16 protein-coding genes are annotated in these 14,791 nt (G+C 64.6%); 2 read left to right on the top strand and 14 right to left on the bottom strand.

Going from position 1 to position 14,791, the window contains the following annotated elements; translation table 11 throughout:
* Positions 1-8: 8 nt before the first annotated feature.
* The 14 genes from AC0L2H_RS04045 to AC0L2H_RS03980 all read right to left on the bottom strand — a co-directional run bounded on the left by AC0L2H_RS04045 (position 9) and on the right by AC0L2H_RS03980 (position 12,181).
* Entirely contained in the window at positions 9-1,028 is a 1,020-nt protein-coding gene (locus tag AC0L2H_RS04045) for a nucleotidyltransferase family protein (protein ID WP_473588992.1), read from the bottom strand.
* A 67-nt stretch (positions 1,029-1,095) separates the two neighbouring features.
* Positions 1,096-2,082, bottom strand: coding sequence for a dihydroxyacetone kinase subunit DhaK (dhaK, locus tag AC0L2H_RS04040; protein ID WP_473588991.1), 987 nt, complete (start codon positions 2,080-2,082; stop codon positions 1,096-1,098).
* A gap of 34 nt (positions 2,083-2,116) precedes the next feature.
* Positions 2,117-2,542, bottom strand: coding sequence for a hypothetical protein (locus tag AC0L2H_RS04035; RefSeq protein WP_473588990.1), 426 nt, complete (start codon positions 2,540-2,542; stop codon positions 2,117-2,119).
* 9 nt (positions 2,543-2,551) lie between these two features.
* Positions 2,552-4,153 (bottom strand): phosphoenolpyruvate--protein phosphotransferase, encoded by a 1,602-nt coding sequence (ptsP, locus tag AC0L2H_RS04030; RefSeq protein WP_473588989.1) that lies wholly within the window; start codon positions 4,151-4,153, stop codon positions 2,552-2,554.
* Positions 4,137-4,439 (bottom strand): HPr family phosphocarrier protein, encoded by a 303-nt coding sequence (locus tag AC0L2H_RS04025; protein WP_473588988.1) that lies wholly within the window; start codon positions 4,437-4,439, stop codon positions 4,137-4,139. Before AC0L2H_RS04025 ends, ptsP begins: the two co-directional genes overlap by 17 nt.
* A gap of 21 nt (positions 4,440-4,460) precedes the next feature.
* Positions 4,461-4,850 (bottom strand): dihydroxyacetone kinase phosphoryl donor subunit DhaM, encoded by a 390-nt coding sequence (dhaM, locus tag AC0L2H_RS04020; RefSeq protein WP_006325214.1) that lies wholly within the window; start codon positions 4,848-4,850, stop codon positions 4,461-4,463.
* On the bottom strand, positions 4,847-5,449 hold the full coding sequence (dhaL, locus tag AC0L2H_RS04015; protein WP_473589461.1) for a dihydroxyacetone kinase subunit DhaL: 603 nt from the start codon (positions 5,447-5,449) through the stop codon (positions 4,847-4,849). Before dhaL ends, dhaM begins: the two co-directional genes overlap by 4 nt.
* A gap of 29 nt (positions 5,450-5,478) precedes the next feature.
* Positions 5,479-6,498, bottom strand: a complete 1,020-nt coding sequence (locus tag AC0L2H_RS04010; RefSeq protein WP_473588987.1) for an ABC transporter ATP-binding protein — start codon at positions 6,496-6,498, stop codon at positions 5,479-5,481.
* Complete coding sequence (locus AC0L2H_RS04005) at positions 6,491-7,597, bottom strand: ABC transporter ATP-binding protein (RefSeq protein WP_473588986.1); 1,107 nt, start codon at positions 7,595-7,597, stop codon at positions 6,491-6,493. Before AC0L2H_RS04005 ends, AC0L2H_RS04010 begins: the two co-directional genes overlap by 8 nt.
* Before the next feature lie 3 nt (positions 7,598-7,600).
* A complete protein-coding gene (locus AC0L2H_RS04000) occupies positions 7,601-7,807 on the bottom strand; it encodes a hypothetical protein (RefSeq protein ID WP_473588985.1) in 207 nt (68 codons plus the stop codon).
* Entirely contained in the window at positions 7,804-8,754 is a 951-nt protein-coding gene (locus AC0L2H_RS03995) for a carbohydrate ABC transporter permease (protein WP_107649268.1), read from the bottom strand. The genes AC0L2H_RS04000 and AC0L2H_RS03995 overlap by 4 nt, the downstream gene beginning before the upstream one ends.
* Positions 8,751-9,698 carry a carbohydrate ABC transporter permease gene (locus AC0L2H_RS03990; RefSeq protein WP_473589460.1) on the bottom strand — a complete coding sequence of 316 codons (948 nt, stop codon included), beginning with the start codon at positions 9,696-9,698 and terminating at the stop codon, positions 8,751-8,753. The genes AC0L2H_RS03995 and AC0L2H_RS03990 overlap by 4 nt, the downstream gene beginning before the upstream one ends.
* Before the next feature lie 231 nt (positions 9,699-9,929).
* Positions 9,930-11,261, bottom strand: coding sequence for an ABC transporter substrate-binding protein (locus AC0L2H_RS03985; RefSeq protein ID WP_107649269.1), 1,332 nt, complete (start codon positions 11,259-11,261; stop codon positions 9,930-9,932).
* A 230-nt stretch (positions 11,262-11,491) separates the two neighbouring features.
* Entirely contained in the window at positions 11,492-12,181 is a 690-nt protein-coding gene (locus tag AC0L2H_RS03980; protein WP_473588984.1) for a PIG-L deacetylase family protein, read from the bottom strand.
* A 26-nt stretch (positions 12,182-12,207) separates the two neighbouring features.
* On the opposite strand from AC0L2H_RS03980, the gene AC0L2H_RS03975 reads away from it, so the two are divergent.
* Positions 12,208-13,098 (top strand): DMT family transporter, encoded by an 891-nt coding sequence (locus AC0L2H_RS03975; RefSeq protein ID WP_473588983.1) that lies wholly within the window; start codon positions 12,208-12,210, stop codon positions 13,096-13,098.
* 49 nt (positions 13,099-13,147) lie between these two features.
* Positions 13,148-14,791: ATP-dependent helicase HrpB (hrpB, locus tag AC0L2H_RS03970; protein WP_473588982.1), on the top strand; the 1,644-nt coding region annotated here is incomplete at its 3' end.

Genomic DNA, 14,791 nt, shown 5'->3' with positions numbered 1-14,791 from the left:
CCGTCTTCTCAGGCGAAGTTCGGCTTTGCCCTGGCAAGCCGCTGGATCCAGCGGAAGGCGTCGCGGCTGAGACGCGAACCCATCCTGTTCCTGGAATTGACGTTCAGCAGGGTTTTCCTGGTGATCAGCCGCCTGGCCAGGCGGATGCCCAGATCGGGCTTGATCCGTCCCGCCAGTTCAAGGGCGTGGGCGTCGTCGAACAGGAGGCCGGTCACGTTGAGCACCGTTGCCAGCTCGAGCTCGATGCCCGTCATGCGCGCCGCCTCGAGCAGACGCTCTTCCGATTCCGCTGACTGGAGCGCGCGAACGCCCTGCAGCACGTCCACGCAAAGCTGCAGCCGGTGGAATTTATGCCCGCCGCAGGCGTGGACGATGGCGATGGTGAGAAGTGCCGCCGGCGTGTCGGTTGCCTCGCCGTCGATCGCGCGCAATTCGGCGAAGCCGAGCGACAGGCGTCGCCGCATGCCGGTATCATGCACCAGATTGCCATGCAACTCGATCAGCAGGCTCGAATTCTCCTGTTTGAGCCATTTGAACTCCTGCAACTCCCGCGAGCGCGCTTCATCGCCGGCGAGCTTGAAACCGCATCCCGCGATAACCTGGTTCGCATGGGGCAGATTGGCCGGCTCGACCAGTATGTCGATGTCGGTAAACGGCCTGTCGGTGACATGCCGGTAGAGCTTCCGGGCAAAGACCGGACCCTTGACGATCCGCGCCGGCACACCGTCCGCGGCGAGCGCTTTCATGATGCGATCGCCGTGATATTGCAGCAGCATCGACTGGCCGGTGACGATCGGCGCCTTCTGGCGCAAGCTGGACAATTGCTCCTGCAACGCCGCATCCTGAGGCAGGCGCCTGTCGCCACGCTCCGGCAGCTTGCGCAACATGATCGGCAGCACGCCATGAAACTCGGCATTGGCGAGCAAGGCCGACAGGGTTTTTGCAGCCGGGTCGCCGACAGTCGGCGCCTCGGGATCCGCGTAGTTCAGCAGCAGTTTTTCATCGTCGGGCGTCAGCGGTGGCAGCATCAATCAGGGCAGCGTTTGCAATTGGCGACGATATCCCTGACATGGTCGCAGAAAAGCACCGGCGAAGCTACATGCCCCAGCGCAATGCCGCCGTATGCACCGGTGCATCCCACAATGCGGTCGTCTCGTCGTCCAGCATGGTCAGCGTGATCGAGCAGCCGGCCATGTCGAGCGACGTCACATAGGATCCGACCAGCGAGCGGGTCACCGCCACGCCGTGCTTCTCGAAGATTGTCCGGGCGCTGTTATACATCAGATAGAGCTCCATCAGCGGCGTGCCACCGAAGCCGTTGACGAAGAGCAGCGCCGGGCCCTTCGCCCGGTCGCCGAGATCGCCCAGGATCGCCAGGCAGATCTCCTCGGCGATGGCATCGGCGCTCTTCAGCGTGTCGCGTCGCCTGCCGGGCTCGCCATGGATGCCGACGCCGAACTCCATCTCGCCGTCGCCGATGTCGAAGGTCGGCTTGCCCGCCGCCGGCACGGTGCAACTGGTCAGCGCCACGCCCATCGAGCGCGTCGCGCCGTTGACGCGATCGCCCAGCGCCTTCAGCTCTTTCAGCGCCATGCCTTGCTCGGCCGCCGCGCCAACGATCTTTTCGACGACTAGCGTGCCGGCGACACCGCGCCGGCCGGTCGTATAGGACGAATTCTCGACGGCGACATCGTCATTGGTCACGATCTGCATGACGCCTTCAGACATTTCGGCCGCCATGTCGAAATTCATCACATCGCCCTCGTAGTTCTTGACGATGAACAGGCAGCCTGCGCCGGTGTTGACGGCTTCCGCCGCCGCCATCATCTGGTCCGGCGTCGGCGAGGTGAACACCTGGCCGGGGCAGGCGGCGTCCAGCATGCCGTGCCCGACCAGCCCGCCATGCAGCGGCTCGTGGCCGGAGCCGCCGCCGGAAATCAGCGCCACCTTGCCCGGCTTGAGCAGCTTCCGGCGGACGAATTTATGCTCGTCGCCAAGCTCCAATATGTCGGAATGCGCGGCCACAAAGCCGTCGAGGCTTTCTGTCAGCACCGTATCTACCGAGTTCAGAAATTTCTTCATGGCCGTCCTCCCGAAATAGCCGCTCGACAAGCGGTCAGCCGCCACCCTTGCCGGTGATGCTGGTGATCTTCTGGATGAAATCGTTGACCGCCCGGTCGAGCGCCGCGTTCTGCTTCTCGTCGCCGAAATCGGGCACGATCAGCGAGACGTGCCGCGTCTTGCGCATGCCCGCCGCCACCGACATCTTCCCAGGATGCGCCTGGTGGTAGGCGGTGAGGAAGTGGTCGCGCTCGGCCGGACTGAAATGGCAGACGGAAAAAATAGCCGGCAAATGTTTTGACGGGATCGGGATCGAATAGGCCGGGCTGGAGATCTGGGTGACGAAGCTGCGATGCTTGCCCAGCGCGTCGGCGAGGCGCTGGCGCATACCCGACGGGCGCTGGTCGATGACCTGCGACAGGATCGTCTTGTAGGCGCGGATCGCCTCCTCCGAACCCGGTTCTGGCGTCTTGTCGGCCATACCGGCGCCCTAGACGGCTACGTCCGCGATGGCCGCCTTGGCCATGGCGAGTTGTGCCGGCACCACGGAGAGGTCGCGCAGGCCGGCCTCAAGCAGGGCTGGGATCGAGACCGGATCGCCGCCGGCATCGCCACACAGGCTGACTGGTATCCCTTGCGCCTGACCGAAGGCGGCGACGGAAGCGATCAGCCGGAGCACCGCCGGATGCCGAACGGAATTCAGATGCGCGACCGAGGCATTGTCGCGCGCGGCCGCCATCACATATTGCGTCAGGTCGTTGGAGCCGATCGAGAAGAAGGCGACGCCGGAAAATGCCTCGGGCGCGATCGCCACCGAAGGCACTTCCACCATGATGCCCAGCGGCGGCATTTTGCATGCGACGCCGCGCGCGGAAAGCCCGGCTTGTTCTTCCGCGAACGAGGCGGCGGCTCGCTGATATTCGTCCACGACGGCGATCATCGGGAACATCACCTTGAGATTGCCATGCATGGCGGCGCGCAGCAGCGCCCGGATCTGCACGCGAAACACCTCCGGCCGCGCCAGCGACAGCCTGATGCCGCGCAGGCCGAGGAACGGATTGCCTTCCTCGACGGTGAAGCCCGGCACCGGCTTGTCGCCGCCGGCATCGACGGTACGGATGGTCACCGGCTTTTCGCCGGCCCATTCCAGCACCTTGCGGTAGGCGCGATATTGCGTCTCCTCATCCGGCAGCGTCTTGCCGAACAGGAATTCGGTGCGCATCAGCCCGACGCCGTCACAGGTCGAGATATCGATCCCGTCGACATCGGACGGATCGGCGATGTTGACCTGCACGCGCACCGCCGTGCCGGCTTTGGTCACGGCCGGCTTCTCCAGATAGGTCTGTGCCCTGTCGCGACGGGCCGTGAACGACGACGAAGACCGGCGGAAAGCTTCGATCTCGGCCTTCGACGGCGAAAGCACGATGCCGCCATGCTCGGCGTCGAGCAGTGCGATGCCGGCAAGATGAGCCGGCGAAGCGCCAAGCCCGACGACCCCAAGGCCCACGACCATCGGTACGCCGCGTGAGCGCGCCAGCATGGCGACATGGCTGGCGGCACTACCGGCTTTCAGCGCGATGCCGCCGCCGGAACTCCAGTCTGTTTCGAGGAAACGTGTCGGGGCGATGTCCTCGCCATAGAAGATGGCGCCGGCAGGTGCCGCGGCCTCGCCGTCTTCGGTCAATGCGCGCAGCACCTGGTCTCTGATATCGCGCATGTCGGCGGCGCGCGCCCGGAAATAATCCTGGTCCGAGGTCTCGTAGCCCGCGATCTCGGCATTGAGCGCCTGCCGCCAGGCCGCATCGGCAGGCTGGCCGGCTGTAATCGCCGCGAAGGCCGGGCCGGTCAGCGCATCGTCCTCCAGCATGGCCACCTGGAATTCGAGGATGCCGGCCGCCTCGCCGTCGGCTGTTTCCATCAGCCCGGCGAGTCGGCTTGACGCAACGCCGATCGCCGCCGCGAGCGCGGCCTTCTCATCCGCTGACGTCGCCTTGCTGGCGTAGCGCGCGGCAACCGGTTCGAGGTTGAACAGCGGCCCCTCGGCATAGCCGGCCGAGGCTGAAATGCCTGTCAGCCTAAGCGGTTCGGACATGGTCCGCGCCTTCGTCGAAATCGCGCCGCACCAGCTCGACCAGCGCGTCGACCGCCTCGCCGGCGCCGTCGCCCTTGGCCCTGATATGCAGCATCGTGTCTTTCGGCGCCTTGGCCGCCATCACCTTGACGATGCTCTTGGCGTCGAACCACGGCCCGTTGGCGGCGAGCGCCACCTCGATCTCGGCCGAAAATGTCTTGGCGAGCTTGGTGAACTTCACCGAAGGGCGCGCATGCAGACCCACTTCGTGGGTGATCAGGACGGTGGCTTCGGCGGATGCGGACATGCTGTCAAAATTCCTGTTCGTTCACGATGGCGACAATTCATGCGCCGTCGCCACCACTTCCCTTAGCGAAGCGCCGCCGGAAGCCTCCGTCGCCGCCATCACCGCGCCCTCGACGATCGGCGCATTGCAGACGATGATCTTCTGCGCGCGCGGCTCGCCGATCATCTCGACCGCCATCTCGCTGTTGGTCTCGGCGCCGCCGAGATCGACAAGTATGGCGACACCCGCCTCTGACCAGGCCTTATCGATAGCGCCCATGATCGCCTCGACGTTGGTTCCCAGTCCGCCATGGCCGTTTCCGCCGCACCATGCAAGCGGCACTTCGTCGCCGACCATCTGGCGCACCATGTCCGCTGTGCCTTCGGCGACCAGCGGCGAGTGCGATACGATGACGATACCGACATTGCTCATGCGTGCGCCTCGATTGCTTCGGCAACGGCCCGTACCAGCAGCGCGGTCGAACGCGCCCCGGCGTCCATATGGCCGATCGAGCGGTCGCCGAGGAAGGAGGCGCGGCCGCGCAAGGCCTTCATCGGCACGGTGGCCTCGGCCGCCCTGTCGGCGGCGTCAGTGATTTCCGGCCCGGTTTTGCCTTGCAGCAGCGCCTCGTGCACCGGCTGCAGCACATCGAGCATCGTCTTTTGCCCGACCTGCGACTTGCCCCGCGCGGCCACCGCTTCGATTGCCTTGCCGAACGCCGCCGCCAGATTGGCGCGATCGGGCTCTGGGGAAATTTCCTTGCCGAGCGCCATGAACAGCGTGCCGAAGAGCGGCCCCGAGGCGCCACCGACGGTCATCACCAGCTTCGTGCCGATCGCCTTCAGTGCTTCCGGCAGCGGCTTTGCCGCGAAATTGTCTGCCTCGGCACGCACTGCCTCGAAACCGCGCTTCATATTCAGCCCGTGGTCGCCATCGCCGATCGCCTGGTCGAGCGCGGTCAGCTCCTCAGCGTGGGCGGCAATCGTATCGGCGGTGGCTGATATCAACGCCTTCAGCTCAAGTCTGTCCATCGTCCCGGCCTTGTCCATCGCCTCTATGCTCATGGGTTGGCGATCCTGTTGCCGGCCTGGTCGAAGAACAGCGGCGCCCGGTAGCGGATGATCACCTTGTCGCCCTTTTCCAATTGCGTGTCGGGGTCGGTCAGCGTCACCAGCTTCCTGGTCCCGACCGTCACATGCAGATGGTTCTGGTCGCCCAGATGCTCGACCCAGTCAACAACGCCGTCGGCATGGCCGTTCGACGCCTTGCCGATCGACAGATGTTCGGTGCGCGCGCCGATCGTCTTCGTCCCCGCCGGCATGTCGCCATCGGGCAAGAGCCCGGTCGGCAACAGATTGATCGCCGGCTGGCCGAGCCTTGCCGCGACATGCAGGTTCGCCGGCTCCGAATAGATCGTGCGCGGCGTGCCGATCTGCACCAGCACGCCCTCGGCCAGGATGCCGATGCGGTCGGCCATGGTCATCGCCTCGATCTGGTCGTGGGTGACGTAGAGCATGGTGGCGCCAAGCTCGGCCTGGATGCGCTTCAGCTCGAGCCGAAGGTCGGCACGCAGCTTGGCGTCGAGCGACGACAGCGGCTCGTCCATCAGATAGATCGCGGGCTTGCGCACCAGCGCGCGGCCGATGGCGACGCGCTGCATCTCGCCGCCGGAAAGCTTCGTCGAGCGGTTGTCCAGCTTGTGATGGATGCGCACCATCCTGGCCACGTCCTCGACGCGGCGGCGCACCGCATCTTCGGCAAGCCGCCGTGCCGGCGAACGCAGCGGAAAGGCGAGATTGTCGTAGACCGACAGATGCGGATAGAGCGAATATTGCTGGAAGACGAAGGCGGTGTCGCGCTCGGCAGGCGACAGCATCGTCGCATCGCGGCCGGCGATATGGATCGTGCCCGTGTCGGGCCGTTCCAGCCCGGCGATCAGCCGCAGCGTCGTCGTCTTGCCGGCCCCGGTCGGGCCAAGCAGCACGACGAACTCGCCGTCCTTGATATGCAGGTCCAGCCCGTCGACGGCGGCGTGCTCGCCAAAACTCTTGGTCACGCCCTTGATGTGCACGTCAGCCATGGCGCGCCTCCACGGCTGCGTCATGGATTGCGGTTCTCACTGCCCGGCCGGATCCCTTGTCGAACAGCGACAGCCGCCCGCTGCTCAGCGCCAAGCCGACATGGTCGCCCGTGTTGAGCCGGATTTCGGCCGGCACCCGCGCCTTGATGATGCCGTCCGCCGTCTCCACCGCCACGATCTGCGTGGTGCCGAGATATTCGGTGCCATAGATGGCGCCGCGCAATTTCGAAGCATCGTCGAAGCGGATGTGCTCGGGACGGATGCCGAGCGCCATCTCGGCTGGCGCGATGTCCTCGCGCACCTCCGGCACTGCTACTTTGGCGCCTTGCACGACGATCTCCTTCGACCCTTTCGCCAGCCCGCCGCCGAAGCCCAGAAAATTCATCGGTGGCGAACCGATGAAGTCGGCAACGAACATGGTCGCTGGCCGGTCGTAGATCTCACGCGGCGTGCCGAACTGTTCGATGACGCCGTGGTTCATCACCGCGATCTTGTCGGCCATCGACATCGCTTCCATCTGGTCGTGGGTGACATAGACGGTGGTGGCATGGATGCGGTTGTGCAGTTCGCGCAGCTCATGAACCATGAGATCGCGGAATTCGGTGTCGAGCGTGCCGAGCGGCTCGTCCATCAGGAAGCATTTTGGCCGCCGCACGATAGCGCGGCCGAGCGCCACGCGCTGGCGGTCGCCGCCGGCAAGACCGGAGACGGATTTGTTGAGCAGATGATCGATGCGCAACAGCTTGGCCGTCTCTTCCACCCTGCTGCGGATTTCAGCGCCGGGCATGCCTTGCGCCAAGAGCGGGAAGCCGATGTTCTTGCGCACATTCATATGCGGATAGAGCGCGAAAAGCTGGAAGACGAAGGCGATGTCGCGCTCCCGCGCGCGGCGCATCGTGACATCCTCGCCGCCAAGCAGGATCTTGCCGCCGGTCGGCAGTTCCAGCCCGGCGATCATCCTCAGCGTCGTTGTCTTGCCACAACCCGACGGTCCCAGCATGACGAAGAACTCGCCATCGCCAACGACGAAGTTGGAATCCTGTACCGCGACGAAATCGCCGAAGGCTTTCCTCAGATGCTCAACGCGGATTTCGGCCATCGTCTACTCCGGAAACTTCGAGACGATGATGAACATCACCGTGCCGGCCAGCATGGTGATGAAGGAATAGGTGTAGAGCGACAGCGCGAACGGCTGGAACAGCATCAGGAAACCAATGGCGATGATCGCGGTGGCGATATTTTCCATCAGCCCGCGCCGAGCCCAGGCGGGCCAGCGCGATTTGCGTTTTGCGGGCTGGATCGTGCTCATTTGCGCACCGCGCCGAAGGTGATGCCACGCAAGAGCTGCTTGCGCAGCAGGATGGTGAAGACCAGGATCGGCACCAGGAAGATCGTCGTGCCGGCCGCCACCGCCGGCCAGTCCTGGCCGCCTTCGCCGATGATGGTCGGGATGAAGGGTGGCGCGGTCTGCGCCGTGCCCGAGGTCAGGAGTGCCGCGAAGGCGTATTCGTTCCAGGCGAAGATCAGGCAGAAGATGGCGGTCGCGGCAATGCCGGTGGTCGCCTGCGGCAAAACCGTGCGCCAGAAGGCCTGCAGCCGCGTGTAGCCGTCGATCATCGCCGCTTCCTCATATTCGCGCGGGATCTCGTCGATGAAGCCTTTCAACAGCCAAACAGCGAGCGACACGTTGACCGCCGTATAGAGCAGGATCATGCCGAGCGCGGTGTCGGAGAGGCCGAGCTCGCGATACATCAGATAGATCGGGATCGCGACCGCGATCGGCGGCATCATGCGAGTCGACAGGATGAAGAACAAAAGGTCGTCGGCCAGCGGCACCTTGAAGCGCGAGAAGCCATAGGCCGACAGCGTGCCGAGGAACACCGCGCAGAAGGTCGAGCCGAAGGCGATGATCAACGAATTGACGAAGCGCGGCATGAAGTTGGACGGTCCGGCGATCACCATATTGCGCTTGCGCACGGTCTCGTCGCAGAAGCCGGTCGCCGGTCCGAGCGAGTTGATGTATTCCGGCGTCTGCCTTGTCCGCGTCGTGAACAAATTGCAGTAGCCCTCGATACTCGGCTGGAAAACGATCTTCGGCGGATAGGCGATCGAGTCCGGTGGCGTCTTGAAGCTGGTGGCGAAGATCCACAGCAGCGGCACGATCGAGATCAGCGCATAGGCGACGATGATCGTGCCGGCGATGAGCTTCGCGTTTGCCGAAGGTGCAACGACCGAATGGGCTGTGGTCAGGCTCATCTCTGCTTCACCTTGTTCAGCGCCTTGACGTAGATGTTGGCCAGCCCAAACACCGCGACGAACAGGATGATGGCGAACGCCGACGAGTAGCCGGTGCGCCAGCTTTCGAAAGCCTGCCGCTTCAGCGTGATCGAGGCGACTTCCGTGGTCGAGCCAGGCCCGCCGCCGGTCAACAGAGTGACCATGTCGAACATCTTGAAGTTCTCGATGCCGCGAAACAGCACCGCCAGCATGATGAAGGGCAGCGCCATCGGCAGCGTGATTGACCAGAACTGCCGCCAGTTGGAGGCGCGGTCGACCTCGGCCGCCTCATAGATGTATTCGGGGATGGAGCGTAGGCCCGCGAGGCAGATCAGCATCACATAGGGCGTCCACATCCAGGTGTCGACGATGATGATCGACCACGGCGCCAGCGAGACATTGGACAGCATCTGGATATCGGTCGGCGGAATGCCCGACACGAAGGAGATGGCGTAGGCGAACAGCCCGATCTGCGGCTCGTAAAGGAAGCGCCAGAAATTGCCGACCACGGCCGGCGACAGCATCATCGGCACCAGGATGATGGTCGTCCAGAAGGCATGGCCGCGAAACTTGCGATCGATCAGCCAGGCGAGGGTAAAACCGATCAGCGTCTGCAGAAGAATGGTCCAGAACACGAAATGCGCCGTCGTCTGCATGGCGATCCAGATGTCCTGGTCGCCGAGGATGCGCTTGTAATTGGCAAGGCCGACATTCTTCACCACCTCGTTGGGGCGGTTGGCGCGGTAGTTGGTGAAGGAAAGATAGATCGCCCAGAACAGCGGGAAGATATTGATGGCGAGCAGCAATAGGATCGTCGGCGATATGAACAGCCAGGCGAGGCCCTTGTCGCTGATGCCCCGGACCTTGCGGGCCAACGGCTCAGGCGTGGCCTGGGCAACGCTGTCCGCCGTCCGATTGAGCATGGTCAGTCCCGCTTCGGTCACTTCAAGTCGTCTCGACATTGGAATTTATCTGAACTGCGTCCCGTGCCAAGGGCGGCACGGGACCAGAGCATGATGCCGAAAAGTGTTAAGCGGTTTTCGGACGACATCATGCTCACTCGCTCTTGGTCCGGGGCCGAATGATTTCGGGTCTTCCGAAATCATCCGGCTCTGGGGTCGTGGCTCGGGAGGAGCCTTACATCTTGCCCCCGATTACATCTTGCCATCGTCCTGGAAGACCTCGGTCCAGTCCTTGACCAGGCCGTCAAGCGCGTCCTTGGCCGATCCCTGGCCGGCGACGACATAGTCGTGGAAGCGCTTCTGCGAGGCCTGCAGCAGCGGCGCGTAGCTGGGCTCGGCCCAGAAGTCCTTCACGATGGCCATCGAGTCGAGGAAGGTCTGCGCGTAGGGCTGGCTCGCCGGGAAGCTCGGGTCTTTCACCACGGCGTTGAGGCATGAATAGCCGCCGAGCGACCACCATTTGGCCTGCACGTCCTTGTTGGCGAACCATTTGATATATTTGAGCGCCGCCTCCTGCTTGTCGGAATAGGACACCACCGAGATGCCCTGGCCGCCGAGCTGGGCGAACTGGTCGCCGTCTGGGCCCTTGGGATTGACGAAATAGCCGATCTTGTCGCCGCCGACATTCTCGTCCTTCTGCAGGCCTGGCCAGGTGAAGGCGAAGTTCATGTGCATCGCCACCTGGCCGGATTTGAAGGCATCAACGCCTTCGCCCATATAGCTGTTCGAGGCGCCGGGCGGGGTGCAGCAATCATAGAGCGCCTTGTAGAATTCCAGCCCCTTCACCGATTTCTCGGAATTGACGAAGCCTTCCATCTCGTAGGGCTTCTTGGGGTTCTCGTACTGGAAGCCGAAGCTGTAGAGCACGTCCATGGCGCCCATGGTGATGCCTTCGGAGCCGCGCTCGGTATAGATCGAGGCGCCATAGACGGTCTTGCCGTCGATCTCGCGCTTCTGGAAGAACTCGGCGATCTGCTTGAGCTGGTCGAAGGTCGTCGGCGCGGCGAGGTCCCAGCCATACTTCTCCTTGAATTCCTTCTGCAATTCCGGCTTGGAGAACCAGTCCTTGCGATAGGTCCAGCCGACGACGTCGCCCATCGCCGGCAGCGCCCAGTAGTTCGGCGTGTTCTTCGGCCATTCCGAATAGCCGACGACGGTCGCCGGCACGAAGTCGTCCATGCTGATCTTCTCCTTGTCGAAGAAGTCGTTCAGCTTGACGTAGTGGCCGTTCTCGGCCGCGCCGCCGATCCACTGGCTGTCGCCAATGATCAGGTCGCACAGCTTGCCCTTGGAGTTAAGCTCGTTGAGAAAACGGTCGGCATAGTTGGTCCACGGCACGAACTCGAACTTCATGCCGATGCCGGATTCCTTGGTGAAGTCCTTGGACAATTCCACAAGCGCGTTGGCCGGGTCCCAGGCTGCCCAGCAAAGCGTCAGGTCTTCCGCATGCGCGACGTTCGAGACGGCTGTCGACGCCAACATCGCCGAGGCCAGACCCAACGTCAGTTTCAAGGTCGATTTCATGCCTTCCTCCCATTTGCGAAACGCGTCCGGATGACGGTTTCAAAAAACCACGAACCCCCCTCCTCAGGGGCCCAAACACGGCGGCGCGATCGCGTGGCCAATGTTTAGTAATTTGTTTAGTGATGCAATTTTTACTAAACAAGGCAAGCGAATTCGTTGCTGCGCCGCAGCATATGCGCGGAACGTTGGTGCCGGCTAAGGAGAGTTGGCTGTCAGCGCGTTCGGCCGGCTCAGGTCACCGCCCTGGTGCTCACGGTTACAGGCCGGATCGCAGGCGCCGGCGGCAACAGGGCGCGAATGTCGGCGAAGGGGTAGGTAGGCTCGAAGCGAAACGCCTCGGCGAAGCAGCCGGCCGCGCCATTGCATTGGCCGGCGCGAAAGGCGTTCTGCGTACGCGCCGCTTCGACGAAGCGCTCGGGATCCTGCGACTGATGCGCCAGGATCGCCTTGGCTTTGAGGTCGAAATGCCCTGATATGTCGACATAGTGCGTCGGCGAAAAACCGGTGCCGCCGAGCGTATCGGCATGCAGGACCGGGACTGCGAAAGACGCCGCGATGCGCACGCCATCCGACAGCGCGCGGTGGTCGCCATGATAGTCGTTCGGCGCATGGGTGATCGCCAGATCCGGCTTCAAATCGCCGATCAGCGCCCTGAGGGCCGCGATCAGGGCGGCATCGGCAATCAGCGCACCGTCCGGGAAATCGAGAAAGTGCGGCGTGGCGCCAAGCAGGCCCGCCGCGGCAGTGGCTTCCTCGCGGCGGACGCGGGCGAGCGCTGCCGGATCGCTCCTGCCGCCCCTGGCCCCATCCGTGGCTATCGCAAAAATCAATTCCGCGCCTTGCGTGGCATAGGCGGCCATCGTACCGAACATGAAGATCTCGATGTCGTCGGGATGCGCACCCAGCGCCAATATTTTCACTGCTCTCTCCCCGGAAATGGAAGAACGTGACGAACGGAATCCTGCTCGCCCTGATCGCCTATGCAAGCTATTCGTGCAACGACGCCGTTGTCAAAAGCCTGGGCGGGCAGTTCACCGTGTTCGAGATCGGCTTCTTCTCGACGCTGTTTGCCGGCTTTTTCATGCTCTTCACCCGGCCGAATGGTGAGCGCTGGCGCGATTTCTGGCGCACCAAGCGCCCATGGGCGGTGCAGGCCCGCGCCTGGGCGGGCATATTTTCCGGCGTGCTCAGCGTCTATGCCTTCACCACCATCCCGCTGACTGACGCCTATGCGCTGATCTTCCTGGCGCCGCTCTGCGTCACCATCCTCTCCACCGTCATCCTCAAGGAGAAGGTCGGGCCCTGGCGCTGGCTGGCGGTGGTCGCCGGCTTTGCCGGCGTCATGCTGGTGGTCAGGCCTGGCTTTCGCGAACTGCATCTCGGCCACCTTGCCGCCTTCTGCGTCGCTTTCCTTGCCGCCGCCAGCATCATCCTGATGCGCTCGCTTGCCCAGCAGGAGAAGCGCACGACCATACTTGGCGTGCTGATCGGCTATGGCCTGGTCTTCAATGGCGTCGGCGCCGCGGCCACTTCGTTCACGCTGCCGGACGCCAGGCAATTGATATGGTTCGTCATATCGGGCGCCTTCACCTCCTGCGGGCAATTGCTGCAGCTGCTGGCGGTCAAATACGCGCCCGCCAACCGCATCGCGCCGACGCATTATTCGCAGATCGTCTGGGCGGTGATCCTCGGCGCGCTGTTCTTCCAGGAGTATCCGGACGCGCTGTCGCTGGTCGGCCTGGCGATCGTCGGCGCTTCCGGGCTGCTGACCATGGTGCGCGAGGAGGTGCGGCTGGGTACGGTGCGCTGGAATCCGTTCACGCGCACGAGGCTGTAAGTTACCCCGCCGGTTGCGCGCCGGCCATCGCCGCTGATATGCGGGCGCGATGAAGATGAGAGCCTTGCCGGAACTTCCGGTGTCCGCCGTGCTGCCGGCGCTGAGCGAAGCGCTCGGCAGCGGCAACGCCGCCGTGCTGGTGGCGCCGCCCGGCGCCGGCAAGACGACGCTCGTGCCGCTGGCGCTGCTCGATGCGCCATGGCCCGGCACGGGCAAAATCGTCCTGCTCGAGCCGCGCCGGCTCGCCGCCCGCGCCGCCGCCCGCCGCATGGCCGAGCTTATCGGCGAGGAGCCTGGCGAAACCGTCGGCTATGCCATGCGCATGGAAAACCGCATTTCGGCGCGGACAAGAATCCTCGTCGTCACCGAAGGCGTCTTGTCGCGCATGATCCTCGATGATCCGGAGCTACCCGGCGTCTCGGCGGTGATCTTCGACGAATTCCACGAACGCTCGCTCGACGGCGATTTCGGCCTGGCGCTGGCGCTCGACGTGCAGGGCGCGCTCAGGCCCGATCTGCGGTTGCTGGTGATGTCGGCGACGCTCGATGGCGCGCGTGTCGCGAAATTGTTGTCCGCCGCGCCGGTGATCGAGAGCGAGGGCCGCGCCTTCCCGGTGGAGATCCGCTACGACGAGCGACCGGCCGGCATCGCTATTGAGGACGCCATGGCCAAGGCGATCCGTTCGGCACTTGCCGAGGAAAGCGGCAGCGTGCTCGCCTTCCTGCCCGGCCAGCGCGAGATCGAGCGCACCGCCGAGCGGCTGGCGGGCAGGGTCGGCGCCCACACCGACATCGTGCCGCTCTATGGTCAGCTCGACGGCAAGGCGCAGGATGCGGCGATCAGGCCGGCGCCGCCAGGCCGCCGCAAGGTGGTGCTGGCAACGTCGATCGCCGAGACCTCCATCACCATCGACGGCGTGCGCGTCGTCATCGATTCCGGCCTGTCGCGCCTGCCGCGCTACGAGCCGGCCAGCGGCCTGACGCGGCTGGAGACGGTGCGTGTTTCGCGTGCATCGGCCGAACAGCGCGCCGGCCGCGCCGGCCGCACGCAAGCTGGCATCGCTATCCGGCTGTGGCGGGCCGAGCAGACATCGGCACTGCCCGCCTTCACCCCGCCGGAAATCCTCGAGGCCGATCTTTCCGGCCTGCTGCTCGATTGCGCCGCCTTCGGCGTTGCCGATCCGGCAAGCCTCGCCTTCCTCGATCCGCCGCCGGCCCCGGCGCTCAACGAGGCAAGGGCGCTGCTTCATGCGCTGCACGCCATCGACGAGGCAGGGCGCCTGACGGACGCCGGGCAGGCGATGCGCAAGCTGGCGCTGCCGGTGCGGCTGGCGCACATGGTTGCCGAGGCCGCCAGGACCGGTCAAGCCTATGAGGCGGCCATGCTCGCCGTGCTGCTCACCGAGCGCGGCCTCGGTGGCGACGGCGCCGACCTCGAGCGGCGGCTGATGCGGTTTCGCACCGAAAGATCGCCGCGCGCCACATCGGCGCGGCAGCTTGCGGAACGGCTGGCGAAACAGGCTTCACCCTCTTCACCCTCCCCCTTGTGGGGAGGGTCGATCCGCGAAGCGGAGCGGGGTGGGGGTAGGTCGAGCGCGGCGGGGGGGGGGGGGGGGGGGGGGGGGGGGGGGGGGGGGGGGGGGGCGGGGGGGGGGGGCGGCGGGGGGGGGGGGCGCCGGCCCGGCCGGGGCGGG

The sequence above is a fragment of the Mesorhizobium sp. WSM4871 genome (assembly GCF_055811295.1).
Note: the sequence above shows the minus strand (reverse complement) of the source record. Positions and strands in the feature narration are given on the sequence as shown.